Consider the following 16,378-nt stretch of genomic DNA (forward strand, 5'->3'; position numbering starts at 1 on the left):
GAAGCCGCGCCAACCCCTCCAGCAGGCTTTCCTCCCCTGTCTCATCCACCATCGCCCCAACCTCAGCCTCAGATTGCCACTAGCATAACATAACTGGCCGCTCCTGTCAGAGCACTGAAAAGCCCTGGTAGGGGATAGGTTGTAGGTTACAGGTTACAGGGGATGCGGAAGGAAAGATGGGAGAGTGGCGCCGTGCTGGCAGGCGCAGGCTTTGCTGGTGCTCTCCGCAGCTTGCCCGATGCACTGCCATCTGCCTTTGCGGTGGGTTGGTGTGGGCCGTATAATGCGCCCAAGTACTCCCGGAGGCGTTTCTCGGTGCAGCAGTTCCTTACCGGCCTGGCGCCGTTTCTGCAAATCATACAGATACTCATAGCGGCGGCCGTGGTGGTAGTAGTGGTCCTTCAGGCCCGCAGCGGCGGCATGGGAAGTATCTTCGGGGGTGATTCCTCCCTCTATCGCACGCGGCGGGGGCTAGAGAAGACGCTGTACGAGGCCACTATCGGCCTTGGCATTCTCTTCGTGCTCTTCGCCTTCCTGAACGTGCTCGCAGTCAGACCCTCGTTCTAGTTCTGGGTGAGTGCTTCGACGCCTTACCGGTCCCCTCGCTCGCGCCTCCATTGGCAGGTGGTGATCGCTGGCGTAGGCGTTCTGCTGGTGGCTGGTGTCTTGCTGCAGTCGGCCGGCGCGTATGACACAGTGCTCGTGGCTGCCAGCGGCGGCACCTATGTGGAGGCGGTCACCGGTAGTCCCCGCTACCTGAACCCGGTGCTGTCACAGGGCAATCGGGTGGACGCCGACATATCTTCGCTGGTGTTCAGCGGACTGACTCGCCTGGACGAGTGTGGCAACGTTCTGCCGGACTTGGCTCAGTCCTGGGAGGTGTCGGACGACGGGCTGAGCTACACCTTCCGATTGAGGGAGGACGCCTTCTGGCACGATGGCGTCCCGGTGGTAGCAGGCGATGTGGCCTTCACCATAGGAGTGATCCAGAGCCCCGAATTCCCCGGTCTGCCTCTCTTGGCCCGCTTGTGGAGCGATGTGAGGGTGGAGGTGATGTCGGATCGGGTGGTGCGCTTCTGGTTGCCCGAGCCCTACGCTCCCTTTCTCTCCTACACGAACCTGGGCATCTTGCCCTCTCACTTGCTGAGGGGAGTGCCTGTCGCTGAGTTGACCAGGGTGCCTTTCAACAGGCTGCCGGTGGGTTCTGGGCCATTCGAAGTGGTCGAGAGCGACCTGACGCACGTTCTCTTGGTCAAGAACCCCGACCACTACAGCCAGGAACACCCTTACCTGGATGGGATCGAGTTCCGTTTCTACCGCGACCTGGGAGAGGCGTTGAGGGCACACGAGCGGGGTGAGGTGATGGGCATCGCAGACATCACCCCCGAGTACCTGCCCGAGGTGGCGGCCAACCAGTCTCTCAGCCTGTACTCGGCCCCACTGGCTCGGCTGGTGCTGATTCTGGTGAACCTCAAGAGCTCGGGGGCGACCTACCTGGGGGAGGAATCGCTAAGGCAGGCGCTCATGTACGGGCTCGACCGCGCCGATCTGGTGAACCGGGTGCTCGAGGGGCACGCTCTGGTAGCGCATGCTCCTTTCTCGGCCTGCTCCTGGGCCCTGGACCCCAATGGGCCCACTGTGGGCTACGACCCGCAACGCGCTCGCCACTTGCTGGATGATCTGGGCTGGGTGGACGCCGATGGCGACGGTGTGCGGGAAAAGGAGGGGCGCCCGCTCGCGGTTCAGCTTCTGGTGACGGATGATCGGCGGGCGGTGGCGGTGGCGCGGGAGGTGGTCCGGCAGTGGAGCGCCATTGGAGTGGAGTCGAGCGTCATCCCGCTGCCTTTCAACGACCTGGTGGATGGGTACCTCCAGACACACCAGTTCGATTGTGCCTTGGTGGAGCTCTCGCTGGGGGGCGACCCGGATCCGTATGTGCTCTGGCACAGCTCGCAGTTGGAGGAGGGGGGGCAGAACTACTCTGCCTTCGTGAACCGGGAGGCTGACGGCCTGCTGGAGGCAGCCCGGAGGAACTGGGACCTGGCGATACGCAAGGAGCTGTACCACCGGTTCCAGGCGATCTTCGCCCAGCAGCTGCCGGCGCTGCCTCTGTACTACCCGGTGTACACCTACGCTGTGGACAAGGAGGTGCGCGGGGTGGAGCTGGGCCCGATGGTGGAGCCGAGCGACCGCTTCCGCAGCATCAGCAACTGGTTCGTGAACTACCGCAAAGTGCTGGTGCGGCGGAGCGGGCTCGAGGTGGAGTAGTAGCCGGTTCGGGCGCTGGCACGGATCCCGCAGCTCCAGGGTGTGGGTCAGGGCCGTCCGGGGGCCGCGCGTCGGGGAGGAGTTGACATCCCCTCGGGGGATTGGTATCATAGCTTCGTAACGCCGAAGTGGTGGAAAGGCAGACACGCAGCGTTCAGGGCGCTGTGAGCATTAGCTCATGTGGGTTCAAATCCCACCTTCGGCACCAGAGACGGCCCCAGGCTTGGCCCTGGGGCGTTTTGTTTGGGGGGCAGGATGGGCTTCGGGAGTCGTAGGAAGCCATCGCGTCTGGTCCGGGCCATAGTGGTGGCCATGGCGCTCATGATCATCCCCTTGGGGGTGGAGTACGCTCGCCAATCGGGGGTGAAGCGGCAATGGCTGGAGGCGGAGAAGCAACTGCTGGTGGAGAAGGCCACCGCCCAAGCGCTGCAGGCGGAGTTGGAGGAGAGGAAGGCCTACGTGCAGACGGACGCGTTCGTGGAGGAGGCGGCTCGGTCACGGTTGAGGATGGCCCGGGAGGGGGAGGTGCTGGTGGTGTTGGTGGGGAGGGCGCCCGGCCCGGCTCTGGCGCTGGACCCGCCGGCGCCGGCCACGCCTACGGTCGAGAGCTGGTGGGCGCGGCTGATCGAGAGGTAGCGCATTTGACATAGGTGAGGGGACGGGGTATACTGGAAAGTGCGTCGCGGGGTAGAGCAGTGGCAGCTCGTCGGGCTCATAACCCGGAGGTCGTTGGTTCGAATCCAACCCCCGCTACCTGGAACTCAAGGGAGATGGCTGTTGCCATCTCCCTTGCTGATGGCGACGTAGCTCAGCGGCAGAGCAGGGGACTCATAAGCCCTTGGTCACTGGTTCAAATCCAGTCGTCGCCACTGTGCTGCAACCTGTTGTATGTGCTGGAAGGGCGTTCAGCTGCTGGTAGTGGCGGAGGCCCTTGCTTCCCCTCTCCGCAGTAGTGACCAACGGATTCGGTCTCCTCAACCCGAGCAACCTGCGGCGATACGTTGACACCTTGATCCTCGATCGTAGCGCTCGCGATGGAGACCTCCACTCTGCAGAAGCTCATGGGTGATGCGGGCCTCACCGTGCTTCGTGGGCACCCGGCTTGGGCAAAGGAGGACTTGCAGGCGACTCATGAGCGCACCAGTCCGTAGGCTGCTTCTTGTAGGGAGGGAGAGCCACCCGTTGCGATGCGGCTCTGACGACCCCGCCTGAGCCAGTCCTTCTGCTAGTAGAAGCGCCTCTTAGGCGGTGTATCGGCAGGATCTGGACGTGGCTCCCTGGGTGGCATGTCTGAGGAGCGTGGCTGGATCAGCTTGAGCCACTCACCCATGGGCGGCTGCACTCGCACCTCATCTCCCACTGCCCGTATGGTGCCGTCTTCCTCCTCGCGAGCCGGAGCTGGTACGGCCATGACATCATCCCGCGTCATTGCTATGTAAGGGTCCTTGGCCATGGCTGACAGGTCCCCTCCTTCTTGTGGGAGGTACGTAAGCTGGCCGGGCCGTAGCCGCCCGTCCAGTCGGTGTGTGCGTTTGGGAGCGATCTGAGAAGCATACTGCAGTTGGGCTTCGGTCACGTGGACGTCGGTATGATGCCCAGTAGCCCCATCCATCGTCCAGCCGGCGGCGTTCATGGTTCGAGCAGCGGCCTCAGATTGCCCTAGCCCGCAGATCTCGCCACGACGTAGGCGACTTGCTCATCTCTGGCCCGCTTGAGGCGTCGTTGATGAAGGAGCCGATTCCTCATGGTGCCCATGCAGCCGAAAAACTGCACCTCCGGCGGGGGATCTTGACGATGGATCCAGCTAGATATCAGTCTCCATTTCACCAGGCTGCCGAGGATGCGAACGAGGGCACACATGGCGCCTTCTGTGCTGAGTGGGGCGGTCGCCGGCGGAGTCACAGATCTGGAGTGCCGTGCCTGGATGGCGCTCTCAAGACTGGGCTTGGGGCATGGTGTCTGCATGTAGCATGGCATGCGGGCGCGCCCTGCTAGCGCCCAAGAGATCCTGAACTCGGTGCCCCGTGGGTCACTTGCCAGCTACGCGTGGCCCACGGACATCCAGCAGTCCAGGTTGGTGTAGCGCAAGCGTGAGACGTGCGTCCGCACAGAAGGCCCTGCCCCGGCAAGAGGAGTCGGCTCCGTACGAGAGGCACCATGATCCACTTGCTCCTCCTCTGTGTCATGCCGCAGTCAGCCCTCTGCTTGTCGTCAATCAGTGCGGGCGTTTCATTGCTCTGGTTACTCGGTCTCGCAGACTGAGGATGCCTTGACTCCGAGCGCTGCGAAACTAGGCTACACGATCGCGCGTCACGAGAGCCAGACGACGAATGGAGGTAACATGCAGACACTTGGCCACCTCAAGAGAGTCGAACCCAGGTCAGTGTGGCAGCATGAGGCCCGTGACCTGACGCCCTGGTTACGGGACAATATTGAGATTCTGGCGGAAGCAGTGGGCCTGGAATTGGACCTGGCAGAGAGCGAATCTCAGGTAGGCGACTACTTCGTTGATCTCTGTGCGAGAGATCTGAGCACCGGGAGACCGGTCATCATCGAGAACCAGCTGGAACCGACTGATCATAACCATCTGGGCCAGCTCATGGCCTATGCTGCTGGAAAGGAGGCGAGTGTAGTCATCTGGATCTCGCCCAGAATCCGAGATGAGCACCGCAGAACGCTGGATTGGCTGAACGAGATAACTGGCGAGGAGATATCCTTCTTTGGCATCGAACTGCAGCTGTTTCAGATTGACGATTCCTTACCGGCACCTCACTTCAGCCTAGTGGCTCAACCCAACCAATGGCAGAAGGCGGTCGCTGCTGCGTCAGGGGGTCGGACATCAGAACGACAGCAGGCCTATGAAGCCTTCTTCACAGACGTATTGGAAAGGGCGAAGAAGGAGTGCCCCGGCCTCACGAAAGCCAGGAGAGCATACCCTCAGAGCTGGTTGACGTTTCCAACTGGCCGTTCGGGGTTCAGCATAGCGGCGGCCTTTGGCCAGCAAGGGATCTTCCGCGTTGAGCTGTACATAGACGTGGGGGTCAAGAATCAGAACAAAGCAGCCTTTGATTCGCTACATGAAGACAAGGGGAGCATCGAGCAGCAGATCGGGCGCGAGGTGATCTGGCAACGACTAGATGACAGGCGGGCGTCACGTATCTACTCTGCCGTCCCAGGGGCGATTGATGATGAGGCCGCTCACCTTGAGCACCTGAAAGGCTGGGCGGTGGAGACGGTAGCCCTCTATCGCCAAGTCTTTGGGCCGCGCGTGCAACAACTGGTTCTGTAGCAGAAACCAGACGGTGGTCGAGCCCCGCCCCTTGCCCTATGCAGGGCCAGGTGTCGACCCGAGCCAGCCTACCTCCTGGCGGCGAGAAGGGCTGCCACTCCTCCCAGTCTATGGACAGACTGGCACGGCGCTGCGCGCTCGAAACCGGGCTCGGGCCTACGCCGCTGTCACAACACCTGAACACTGCTGTCATCCTTTCGCCGCCAGCGCGTTCTGCGTGCTACCGCCGGTGACGGTGGCCTTCCCGTGAACCCGTCTTCGGCCATATCCTGGCACTCCAGCCATCGCCACAACAATGCGCAAGGTGGTGGGCGATAGCAGTGTGAGCGTGGTTGTTCCGGTGATACTGTTAGTCCTGGTCTGGCGGCTCCAGCTTGCTGGGGGTCGTACTGGCACGCCCGGTCTGGCTCAGCGGCAGAGCAGGGGACTCATAAGCCCTTGGTCACTGGTTCAAATCCAGTCGTCGCCACTGCCAAGATACGTTCCTCGCCCCCGCCGACCGGCGGGGGCTTCACTTCAATGGCCCAGCCCGAGTGTCCTGAGCTCCCTCCGTATGCTGTCCCGCCCGATCGAACACGGACGGTGCCAGCGACCTGCAGCCAACGTGCGGACAGAGGTACGGGCCTCCCTCTGGAGAAGACTATCAGGCACATGCCGATATGTCTTGCTCTGTCGCCCTCGGGCATCGGGCAGTAGGCCACCATTAGTGAGCGGCAGCAGACCATGTGCTTGCAGTCGGGCGGGCGGTTGGCCTCCTTGTCCTGATGGTCACTGGGTGATGGGTTATTGCTCCCGAGGACGGGCCGGCAGCAGGCCGCTCCGGATGCCGCATGGACGAGGCGGGGCGGTGACACCCAGCAATACTGCCGCCGGAGGCACTCGCTGGATGCCTCAGCACCGCCGCCGGGCAGAACGGCGGTGTGTCGGCAGGGCGAGAGAAGCACCCACTGGGACAGAGGCGCACCTGAGAAGACGCGATCTCGCCGGCTGGAGCGAACGGTTAGCGCTGTCGCCTCCGCGATGGAGCTCGGGCGCGAGGAGCCAAGTGTGTCCGGGTGGCAGTCGCACAGGGCAGATGCGCGCAAGTGGTCTGCTCGCCGGCTGTGAGGGCAGGCTCTTGGGCCGGCCACAAGGGCAAGGCGCTAGCATCCTGGCAGGTTCCGGCTTCCCCCTGAGGGGTCCGCGCCCCCGGGCGTGGCAGGCACTTGGGGGGAGGGCGCGCGCACTCCTCGTATGATAGGCGGTAGAGATGGCCGACGGAGACCTGCTCGGATGGAAGGTGCATCAGGGGGGCGGCTGTCGCACGTGGCCATCTCCAAGGTGGGCCCGTGCACACCTCGACAGAAGGTGTACCTAAGGTGTGGTCGTCGATGGCTCGCCTAGCCCGAGCGCAGCGAAGGCCCTGAGCAGCGGCGCCGGCTGGCATCTGTTCCCCTGGTCCTGAGCCGCTACGCCTGCGGCCGCGGTAGCCGTTCCCGCACCGGTGGAGTACACTCTGGCTCGCTTGCCGAGGGGAGAATGTCGGCTAGCGGCGGCTACAAGAGGCACCGGCCGGGCAGCGGCATAATCGCCGGCGTACGGGTGCGGAGGAGGACGACGTGGACGATCGAGTTCTGGTAGCCTACGGCAGCAAGTACGGGGCGACGGCGGAGATCGCCCAGCGGATCGGCGAGACACTCCGTCAAGCGGGTCTGGAGGCTGACGTCCTGCCCGCCGACAAGGTGCGAGATCTTGGCTCCTACGCGGCGGTGGTAATAGGGAGCGGCGTCTACATTGGCCGGTGGCGCAAGGAAGCCGCGCAGTTCCTGCAGGCCAACCAGGCGGCGCTGGCGGAGAAGCCGGTGTGGTTGTTCTCCAGCGGGCCCACGGGGGAGGGCGACCCCCTTGACCTGGCCCAAGGCTGGCGCCTGCCCGGCAAGCTCCAACCCGTCGCGGACAGCATCGCTCCCCGCGACGTCACCGTGTTCGGCGGGGCGCTGGACCCGGACAAGCTGAACTTCATCGAGAAGTGGGTGATTAAGAACGTCAAGGCTCCCATGGGCGACTTCCGAAACTGGGACGCCATCACCGCCTGGGCGGAGGGCATCGCCGCCGAGCTCAAGGGACTCCGAGGGGCAGCGGCCGGGCAGCAGTAAGTGCTAGGGGGCGAAGATGAGGAGGGCCACTAGGGTCGTTGCCGCCGCGCTGGGAGCCTTCGCCGGCTTCGGCGGGCCGGAACACGGTTACTTTGAGATTCTCCGGGGCAACACCAGACCGGAAGGCCTCATGATCGAGGCCATGGGCCCGCCGTGCGATCCAGAGCAGGTCTGGAACCTGTGCGAACCAGCCATGACCGTCATCCCCAGCTTCCTGGTAACAGGCGTCGTCGCCACCATCCTGGGCCTCGTCACCATGGTCTGGGCGGTAGGCTTCGTCCACACCAGGCGCGGCGGCCCAGTGCTCATCCTGCTTTCCGTCGCCCTGCTCCTGGCCGGCGGGGGTCTGTTTCCCCCGGTGATCGGCATGGTTGCGGGCGCTTTCGCCACTCGGATCAATGCCCCCGTGAGCCGGCCAGCAGGGAGTGTCACCCGATTCCTCGCCGCGCTCTGGCCGTGGCCCCTGGTCGCCTTCTTCGCCTGGACCTTCGGGCAGTTCGTCATCGGGCACTACTCTAACGACTTCCTGCGGCAGGCGGGCACGCTCGTCCCGGCCCTGATCGTTGGGCTGTTGGCCCTGTCTCTCCTCTCGGGGCACGCCTGCGACGTCCGCCGACATGACCTCGCCGGGGCGTAAGGCTCTCACTGCTCGGCCGGCGCGCCTGCTTGGGGTTTCGCCGATGGGCCCAGAGCTGCCCGCGTGGTCGCGCGGCGCCAACAAAAAGGCCCGGTCCTCAGGGACCGGGCCTCTGGTGTTGCTAGCTAGCGACCGGTGAACTGGGCTTCAGTTCGCCACCGTCACCTGGACGGGGGAGGAAGCGACGAAGTTGCCGGTGTTGTCCACCACCACGGCGCGCAGCCAGTAGTCGGCGTTATCCACGGCGGTGGTGTCCCAGGAGGCTAGGACGCCCTCGGCCACCTGGGTCTCGATGGCGTAGTCATCGACCACGCTGATCCAGTTGGCCCCGTCAATAGAGTACTCGACCTTGTAGTAGTTGAAGTTGTTGGACAGGGCGGTGCCCTCGATGTCCACGGTGCCGGAGAGGGTCGCGCCAGCGGCGGGGCTGGAGATGCCGACCATGCCCCGGTCACTGGTGGTCAGCCAGTCGCCGCCATCCTGCTGAGCGAGGGCCGGGATGTAGGCGAGCACCAGTGCCATGGCGACGAGAACCAATACAAGCGGTCTGCTGGTAAGCTTTCGGACCATTCTTCGATGACCTCCTTCGTTGCGGGTATTACCAAGAACGATCGCTCGCGGTTGCGCAACACATCGTTTCGCTAGTTCACCTCCAAGGTAACCGGCCCCCGGTCGTAGGGTCGCACACCCCTCTGAGCGGCCGCCCGCCCAGGCGTAATCCTATCCATCGCGGCGGGCTTGTCAAATGAGCCTTTTGGCGGGGTGCCAGTGGCGATCGGAGGGTTACCGGCTGCAAACAAGACGGGTGGGCCCTGCGGCCCGGCCGCCGTCACCGCCTCGGTGTGGTGTCCCTGCGGCAGCGTCTGGGCGCCGGTGTATGGACATCAGGGCGCAGGGTCGTCGCCGGCACTGAGCCCAGGCGAACGGCGCAACTCACCCTTCGCTGCCATTGTGGGTGCTACATGCCTCTCGGTGGCCGGCTGCCGCGCTACGATGGACGCTTCTGCGGGGGCGCGCCGGTGGGGCCATGGTCACAGCGGGCGCTAGCTGGCGCTCCCAGGAGAATGGGTCGCGGTTGCGTGATGAGCGGCACCAGCGAGGAATCCCGGTTCACGCAATCGGTGATGCTTCACCTAGTCTGGCATGACGTCGGAAGGAGCGTGACCTGGGTGATGGCGCCGGGGCGCCGGCCGAGCGCCTACGGCCGGGCCAGGGTCTTCTTTCGCGCCGCACGGCCGACCGGTTGTTGCCATTGCCAATCGCCGATGCTATGATTTCCGGCTACGTTAGAGGCCGAGCCCACCGCGACCGATCAGCGTTCGCTCCGCAGGTTGGGGCCTTGCGGCTCGTCCTGTGTGCCCATCGCCGGGCGCCTCTGACCGTTTGTCGGCCGCGTGGGTCCTGGAGACTGAGACATGGCATCGCCGCGGCAGCCCGGTTCTGACCATTAGGACGGAGGTCATCATGGCTTCAGAAGCAGAACACGATAACGGTCGTGCTCGTCTCGAAGAGGAACGTCGGGATCTTCTAGACGAAATTCAACGACTGCGGACGCTCCTGAAGACCGAGACGGACGCCTCTACGCAGGAAGGAGACCCCGACGTATGGGAGCATGAGCGAACGCTCGCGTTTCTAGAGGTGGCCGAGTCGCGTCTAGAAGCGGTCGAGCGGGCGCTGCGCATGGTGGAGACGGGCACTTACGGCACCTGCGAGCGATGTGGCGCGCAGATAGAGAAGGAACGGCTGCAGGCCCTGCCCGATGCCACTCTGTGCTTGAGGTGTCAGCGGGAGGTGGAACGTCTGTCAAGCCGGTCGCGGCGGTAGCCGGAAGCGGGCAGTTCCCTGAGGTGGCGGCGTGCCCAGGCCGGCGGCCTTCGGGGTAGCCGGTTGACGGCACGCCGGGCCGGTCCTAGCATACTTCGCATGCGTCTTCGCCTCCCGTGGTTGGTGCGGTACGATCCTTTCTGGGGGGTGGTGGTCGTTCTCCTCGGCGCCGCGCTGGGCGTGTCCTCTTTGGTCGTCACGCCGGGGCTGCCCAACACGGCCGATGGGCCGCTTCACCTGTTCCGGGCGTTGGAGCTCCGCTGGGCCTGGGAACAGGGAGTGCTCTACCCCCGATGGGCCCCACATTTCGCCTACGGCCTGGGCTATCCCATTTTCAACTACGTGCCGCCTCTCCTGGGATTCCTCACCGCTGGCCTGGGGCTTACAGACGTGGCGATGCAGGATGCCCTCAAGCTCGTGGCAGCGGGAGCAGTGGCCGCGGGCGGCCTGGGGACTTACCTGCTGGCCCGCAGGTTTCTGTCTCCCACCGCTGCCGCTGTCGCCGGCTTGGCCTACTGCCTGACTCCCTACCGGCTATTCGAGCTCTACATCCAGGGCAACTATCCTCAGCTGCTTAGCACCGGTATCGCTCCCTTCTGCCTCTGGGGCCTGGCTAGGCTGAGCGCTCGTGGGGACAGGGTGGGGTTCCTCGCTCTCGCCCTCGCCATCGCCGCCATCACCGTCGCTCACAACATCAGCGTGGTGATGTTCGCACCGCTACTTGCCTGCTACGGATTGTGGCGCGTGTGGCGCCGGCGGAGTCAGCGTGTGGTGCCCATGGCGCTGGCGGTGCTGGGCGGGGTGCTGGTGGGTGCGTTCTTCTGGCTGCCAGCGCTCGCCGAAAGCAGCTACGTGCAGACCTGGCGCCTGACTCGGCATTTCTTCGACTTCCGGCAGCACTTTCTCAGTCTGGAAGAGCTGTTTGCCTTCCCCCAGGAGTTGGACTTCCGAGCCTCGAACCCCTACTTCCCCTTCAGCCTGGGCGGGCACCTGGTATTGCTGGCCCTGCCCTCCCTAGCCTGGCTTGGGCGTCAGCATGGGGAGCCCGCCCGCTTGCCGGGGAGCGGTGAGGCAGGCCGCGATGGGGCGGCGAGCGGCAGTCGACCCGAGGACGGAGTCCGCGGGCACGTGGTTTTCATGTGGTCTGCACTGCTGGGCTACGTCTGGCTCATGCTGCCCGCTTCGCAGATGGTCTGGTCCTCGGTCCCGCTTCTGGGGTACATCGAGTTCCCCCACCGGCTCCTGGGACCGGCCTCGCTACCGCTAGCCCTCCTGGTGGGGGCGGCAGTGGAGGCGTGGGGACGCCCTGGCAGCCTGTGGGGCCGCGGGTTCTGGGGCGCAGCGGTGGTGGTAGTGCTTGTGGGGGCTGCCCCCTACGCCTTCCCCCGCAAGCCCTTTCTGGACTGGAGTGGATATCGGGCCGAGGACGTAACTGACTTCGAGATGCGGACCGGGGCCATCGGTACTACCAGCGCCGCCGAGTATACGCCCCGATGGGCCACGGAACGGCCCACGCCCGAGGTCGCGGCGGACGCGCGACGAAAGGTCACCGTGCTCGACACCGGGCCGACGTGGGCTCGGGTGCAGGTGACCGCAGAGCGTCCGGGCCCGGTCGTGCTCCCGTTCCTCTACTTCCCCGGCTGGCAGGGTCACGCGGACGATGGTCCCGTGGCGGTGTCGCCGGGAGAACTGCACGGTCTGGTAGAGATCAGCCTTCCTTCAGCTGGGGTTCAGGACGTGGAACTGGTGCTGCGGCAGACTTCTCTCCAGCGCCAGTCGTGGTGGGCCAGCCTGGCAGGTCTGGGGCTGGTGGCCCTGGGTACCCTGTCGGTCCGCAGCCGGGTAGGATCACCGGAGGGGGATCGGACGGCGACTGAGCCCTGGCTACGCTTGTCCGCAGCGGCCCTGGGGCTGCTGGTGGTGGCCAAGGTGGCCTACCTGGAGCCGCACACCATGCTCTTCCGGCTGCAATCGCCCCCTGGCACCGTTCTCAGGACGCAACACCCTCTGGAGGTGATCTTCGCCGGCAGGATCGCGCTGCTGGGGTACGATCTGGAACGCAGTCTGCCCCCTCAAGGCGAACCCCTGAGTGTGGTCCTATACTGGCAACCGTTGGGCGGGCTGGCCGAGGACTACCATGTCTTTGTGCACCTGGTGTCGTTGGCAGACGGGCAGGTCGTGGTGCGGTCGGAGAAGGCGGCCCCGGGAGGGGTGCCCAGCAGCAAGTGGCATCCGGCGCTGTACGTGGAGGACCGGCATCGGCTGCCTTTGCCCCAGGACCTGCTGCCGGTGCGCTACGCTCTTCGGGTCGGCCTCTACGACCCGCGGGCCGAGGCGGAGCTGGTCGGCCCGGGCGGTGAGACATCCGTTGTGCTCCAGGAGGTGCAGGTGCTCTACAACCGGCCCCTGGACATACGGCGGTTTCCCGGGAAGGAGTGGTTTGGCTTCGGAGAGAAGGTGCGTCTCCTCGGGTTCGACCTGGACCGGACCGAGCTGGCGGCCGGCCAGTCGGCCGAGCTCACCCTATACTGGCGCGCTGAGGCTCGCGTCAGCGAGCGTCTGAAGCGCTTCGTGCACCTGGTGAATGGCTCGGGCACCATTGTGGCCCAGTGGGACGAATGGCCCGTAGCAGGAGCGTATCCCACCGACCTGTGGCTGCCCCAGCACAACATAGCCGATCCGGTGACGGTGACGGTGCCGGCGTCGGCCGGCCCGGGCGAGTACACCCTGGTGGTAGGGCTGTACGATGCCGAGAGTTTGACTCGGCCGGAGGTCCGCCGACGGGGGACAGAGAGGGTGCCGGGGGATGCCGTGGTGCTGCCGCTGGTGGTCCGAGTGTTAGGCTGAAGCCCCGCTTGTAAGTAGCAGCGTGTAGGCTCGGTGTCGAGGTGGAGAGGGCGGTGGCTTCTGCGGCGGTACGTGCCCTAAGCGGGCTGTTCGACGCCGCCTTACAGACCCAGGGAGGTCAACCCGGCAGGTACCTTGTCCTCCGACCAGGACCGCTGCACCCCTTCGTCCTGGGTCGCGGCTGAGAGCCAGGTGTCGAGGGCGGCGGCTCTGGCTTGCTGCAGCTCGGCCTCCTCAAGGGGGCGATCATCGTCCTTGTCTACCACCTCCAGAACGTGCAGCCCCATGTAGGAGGAGACGACCTCGCGCTCGCCCGGGGCGAGCTCAAAGGCTCGCTCCAATACGGTGGCGGGCAAAGCGCTGGACGATGCGGTGAGCCAGCCCAGTTCGCCCCCACTTTCCTTGCTCGGGTCCTGGGATAGCTCCTGGGCCAGGGCGGCGAAGTCCTCGCCTGCCTCCAGGCGGGCCAGAACCTCATCGGCTTCCTCCTGGCTGAACACTACGATGTGCCGCACGTTCACCTGGGGCGCGCTGGTCGGCACCTCGGCCGCGAGGGCCTCCTGCAGCTTCTCTCGGAGGAGATAGGCCTTCATCAAGTCCAAGAAGGCCGCCTCGGTCATGCCCGTCCGGTCCTGCACGTACTTCAGATACTCCTGGCGCAGCTCTTGATAGGCCTCGAGGGTCATGGGGGTGGGTGTGGGCGACGGCGTAGCGGTGGGCTCGGGCGTGGCCTCCGGTGTAGGCTCGGCGTTGGGCTCGGGCGTGGACTCCGGTGTAGGCTCGGCGGTAGCCTCTTCCGCCGCCTGGGTGGCCTGGGGCTCGGTGGTGGGAGTAGGGTCAGGGTGGGGATCGTAGCCGAACCACTCCTGGACCCATTCCTCCAGCTCGTCGGGAGAGACGCTGAGCCCGCGGCGTTCTGCTTCCTGGCGCACCAGCTCGTCCTCGATCATGCTCTCCAGGACCTGCCTAGGCAGGGCGCTGGCGGAGGACTGCAGGCTCTCGATTTGCTGCTGGAGAATGTCACGCAGGATGGGGGTGCTCTCGTCTTCCGGGTCGAGCCGCAAGAGCTGGGCGCGCATCGTCTCGATCCGGTTGGCCAGATTGAGGCCCTGATAGAGCACCATGGTCTGGTACTGCCGGGTGCTGATCGGGGTGCCGTGTACCACCGCTACCGGTTCTCTGGGCAGGGCCACACCCACTCGGTAGATTCCGATCGCTAAGATCAGCACGACGATGGAGGCCAGGACAGCCAGGCCCATCCGTACCTGCCGGTCGCGGGCCCTCGTCTCTGGCGGGATGGCCGGCACCCGGCGGGCCGGTGTTTGACGCTTCCTGCTCATGGGTTCCCTCATGAAGAGCAGGGCATAGGGAGCCCCCATGCCCTGCTGATGCAGTCTATACGTAAGAGAGCCTACGAGGTGAAACGATGCCCGTAAGCGTAAGGCATCAGGGCCAGGTGCCGGGCGCGCTTGATGGCACGAGAGAGCTGGTGCTGGTGCCTGGCGCAGGTGCCCGTCTGCCGGCGGCCCCTGATCTTCCCCTGATCGGTGACGTAGCGCTGTAGTGTCTCGATATCTTTGTAGTCAATCTGCTTCACTTTGTCCACGCAGAAGGCGCACACGCGCCGGCGTGGGAAATAGCGTCGCTGGGGGCGGCCACGTCGCTCGGTCGAGCGCGCTTCGTCCCGCCCGGAACGTGACTCCTCCCTGGTAGACTCCCGAGCCTCGGCCCGGTCGCCGTTGTCCTCTGCCAATGCTAATCCCTCCAGTGATACTCGTACTCATAGCGGCCGTCGGCCCCTGGGGAGGCATCGCGTCCCAGGACTGCGGCCCTCTCGGCGATTATCTCGGTGCGGGCCATCTGGCGGCCGAGGGCATCCCGCCAGACGTGGTTCCTCAAGCGCCCTTCGAGGTAGATGTATGTGCCGACATCGAGGTCGTCGGCACAGAACTCCGCCAATTCGCGCCAGGCAACCACGTTGAACCAGTCTACTTCCTTGTGGGCGCGGGAATTGACGGGGACGCACGTTCGCGACACGGCGATGGTGAAGACGGCCACTGCGCTGCCTTCCGGTGTGTAGCGCAGTTCCGGCTTCTCCACTACCTCACCCATGAGGGTGACCCGGTTGAGGCCCAGCATCTTCGTCTCCTCGGAGAACCTGCTCACGCGATCAGCCGGATGGCGGCGCCGGCACATCCTCAGCCGACAGCACCAGGTACCGCAGGACGTCTTCGTTGAGGCGGAGCATTCGCTGCAAGTCCTCAATGGCGTCGGGCGGGAGTCGCAGCCGCATCGTGGTGTAGAAGCCAGCGGTGTGCTTGCGAATGGGGTAAGCCAAGCGCCTGCGGCCCCAGTCCAGCGTGCCGATCAGCTCACCCCCTGCGCCGGTGATGTAGTCGGTGACGCGCTCTCTGAGGGAGGCAAGCTGGTCCTCATCGACGCTGGGCTGGATGACAAAGGTTAACTCGTATTCGGCCATGGCGGCTCCTTTCCCTGGGATTGCCCTCGGACACCGCCGAGAGCGGAAAGTGTAGGGCAGTGTTCTCTACACAATCAGTGAACAACTCGACTATAGCATGTACGTTTGCGGCCTGGCAAAGTGCAACTGCCCACGGTGGAGGCGGCCAACAGCGGCCTGGTTGTCCACCTGAGAGAACTGGATGCAGGCGACAGGCACTTCGGTCACCAGAGCGGTCTGCAGCGGTGTGGGTCTACTGCCACGCCAGGCCAGGGATGGCTCAGGCCGCGGCAGTAGAGGCGTCCTTCTCGCTTGACAGCAGCCGCTGCCCGGATGATGATGCCATTTGGCTTCAACCGCCGCAACCGCGAGCTGGTGATGCCCGGTGTGGTCAGCTCGCGGCCCTGTTGCTGAGTGTTAGCCGAAGTACTGCATGCAGCGGCGCGTGCCGAGTCCGCGACGATGCCGTCCGCCTGGCCCAAGGCAGGCCATATCCTTCACACCTAGGCCCTGCTCGCTGCCGGTGCGCGGCCCAGGGTGCAGCAAGAGTGTCTGAGGCCCTTGGCCTCTCCGGCGTCGTGGCCTTCTCTGTGAACGCGAGACCCTCGGGCAACTGGACGCGACGTGAGAGTTCGCCCGGGAGTTATGCCTTGTTCGACGCCCTGGGCGGCACTGATGGCCAGGCACCCGGGCGCGGCGGCAGCGCCTTCCAGGCAGCCAGCGTGCTCTGACAGCGTCATCTCCGGCCCCCAGGGGTTGGCAGTCTTGCTGCACGGCTCCCAGCGGGCACCTTGGGGGCCCAAGCCATCTGTGGGCTTCGGGCAGAGGAACTGACCACTGCCGCCCACTGGTCTACTGCATGCCGATGCCAGCTGGGTAGGGGGCTGCCGGCGAAGCGGTCGGCTGTATCATTGTGTGAG

General features: G+C 65.0%; 14 protein-coding genes and 4 tRNA genes. 12 read left to right on the forward strand and 6 right to left on the reverse strand.

Annotated elements, in window-relative coordinates; all coding sequences use genetic code 11:
• Positions 1-162: 162 nt before the first annotated feature.
• The 6 genes from secG to HPY83_14460 all read left to right on the forward strand — a co-directional run bounded on the left by secG (position 163) and on the right by HPY83_14460 (position 3,137).
• Positions 163-567: a preprotein translocase subunit SecG gene (secG, locus tag HPY83_14435; GenBank protein ID NPV09147.1), complete on the forward strand. Its 405-nt coding sequence runs from the start codon at positions 163-165 to the stop codon at positions 565-567.
• A 6-nt stretch (positions 568-573) separates the two neighbouring features.
• Positions 574-2,268, forward strand: a complete 1,695-nt coding sequence (locus HPY83_14440; GenBank protein NPV09148.1) for a peptide ABC transporter substrate-binding protein — start codon at positions 574-576, stop codon at positions 2,266-2,268.
• A 122-nt stretch (positions 2,269-2,390) separates the two neighbouring features.
• Positions 2,391-2,476: transfer RNA gene (locus HPY83_14445), tRNA-Leu, on the forward strand.
• 47 nt (positions 2,477-2,523) lie between these two features.
• The gene (locus tag HPY83_14450) at positions 2,524-2,904 is read left to right on the forward strand and encodes a hypothetical protein (protein ID NPV09149.1); all 381 of its coding nucleotides are present in this window, start codon (positions 2,524-2,526) and stop codon (positions 2,902-2,904) included.
• Positions 2,905-2,949: 45 nt separating this feature from the next.
• Positions 2,950-3,021, forward strand: a tRNA-Met gene (locus HPY83_14455).
• A 44-nt stretch (positions 3,022-3,065) separates the two neighbouring features.
• Positions 3,066-3,137, forward strand: a tRNA-Met gene (locus HPY83_14460).
• Positions 3,138-3,493: 356 nt separating this feature from the next.
• Here HPY83_14460 and HPY83_14465 read toward each other — a convergent pair.
• Positions 3,494-3,679, reverse strand: a complete 186-nt coding sequence (locus tag HPY83_14465) for a hypothetical protein (protein ID NPV09150.1) — start codon at positions 3,677-3,679, stop codon at positions 3,494-3,496.
• A gap of 930 nt (positions 3,680-4,609) precedes the next feature.
• On the opposite strand from HPY83_14465, the gene HPY83_14470 reads away from it, so the two are divergent.
• The 4 genes from HPY83_14470 to HPY83_14485 all read left to right on the forward strand — a co-directional run bounded on the left by HPY83_14470 (position 4,610) and on the right by HPY83_14485 (position 8,329).
• Positions 4,610-5,557 carry a DUF4268 domain-containing protein gene (locus HPY83_14470; protein ID NPV09151.1) on the forward strand — a complete coding sequence of 316 codons (948 nt, stop codon included), beginning with the start codon at positions 4,610-4,612 and terminating at the stop codon, positions 5,555-5,557.
• Positions 5,558-5,962: 405 nt separating this feature from the next.
• Positions 5,963-6,026, forward strand: a tRNA-Met gene (locus HPY83_14475).
• 1,129 nt (positions 6,027-7,155) lie between these two features.
• On the forward strand, positions 7,156-7,692 hold the full coding sequence (locus HPY83_14480) for a hypothetical protein (GenBank protein NPV09152.1): 537 nt from the start codon (positions 7,156-7,158) through the stop codon (positions 7,690-7,692).
• Between the two features lie 16 nt (positions 7,693-7,708).
• Positions 7,709-8,329 carry a hypothetical protein gene (locus HPY83_14485; GenBank protein ID NPV09153.1) on the forward strand — a complete coding sequence of 207 codons (621 nt, stop codon included), beginning with the start codon at positions 7,709-7,711 and terminating at the stop codon, positions 8,327-8,329.
• A gap of 147 nt (positions 8,330-8,476) precedes the next feature.
• Here the strand turns inward: HPY83_14485 and HPY83_14490 are convergent, their stop codons facing one another.
• On the reverse strand, positions 8,477-8,899 hold the full coding sequence (locus tag HPY83_14490; protein NPV09154.1) for an Ig-like domain-containing protein: 423 nt from the start codon (positions 8,897-8,899) through the stop codon (positions 8,477-8,479).
• A gap of 894 nt (positions 8,900-9,793) precedes the next feature.
• Here HPY83_14490 and HPY83_14495 point away from each other — a divergent pair.
• Both HPY83_14495 and HPY83_14500 read left to right on the forward strand, forming a co-directional pair.
• On the forward strand, positions 9,794-10,153 hold the full coding sequence (locus HPY83_14495; protein ID NPV09155.1) for a hypothetical protein: 360 nt from the start codon (positions 9,794-9,796) through the stop codon (positions 10,151-10,153).
• Positions 10,154-10,252: 99 nt separating this feature from the next.
• A complete protein-coding gene (locus HPY83_14500; GenBank protein NPV09156.1) occupies positions 10,253-13,000 on the forward strand; it encodes a hypothetical protein in 2,748 nt (915 codons plus the stop codon).
• Between the two features lie 101 nt (positions 13,001-13,101).
• On the opposite strand, the gene HPY83_14505 is transcribed toward HPY83_14500, so the two are convergent.
• From HPY83_14505 to rpsF, 4 genes are all read right to left on the reverse strand, one after another.
• On the reverse strand, positions 13,102-14,340 hold the full coding sequence (locus tag HPY83_14505; GenBank protein NPV09157.1) for a hypothetical protein: 1,239 nt from the start codon (positions 14,338-14,340) through the stop codon (positions 13,102-13,104).
• A gap of 71 nt (positions 14,341-14,411) precedes the next feature.
• Entirely contained in the window at positions 14,412-14,753 is a 342-nt protein-coding gene (locus HPY83_14510) for a 30S ribosomal protein S18 (protein ID NPV09158.1), read from the reverse strand.
• 2 nt (positions 14,754-14,755) lie between these two features.
• A complete protein-coding gene (locus HPY83_14515; GenBank protein ID NPV09159.1) occupies positions 14,756-15,139 on the reverse strand; it encodes a single-stranded DNA-binding protein in 384 nt (127 codons plus the stop codon).
• Between the two features lie 31 nt (positions 15,140-15,170).
• Positions 15,171-15,479, reverse strand: coding sequence for a 30S ribosomal protein S6 (gene rpsF / locus HPY83_14520; protein ID NPV09160.1), 309 nt, complete (start codon positions 15,477-15,479; stop codon positions 15,171-15,173).
• Positions 15,480-16,378: the final 899 nt, after the last annotated feature.

Source organism: Anaerolineae bacterium (assembly GCA_013178015.1).
Lineage (GTDB): Bacteria > Chloroflexota > Anaerolineae > DRVO01 > DRVO01 > Ch71.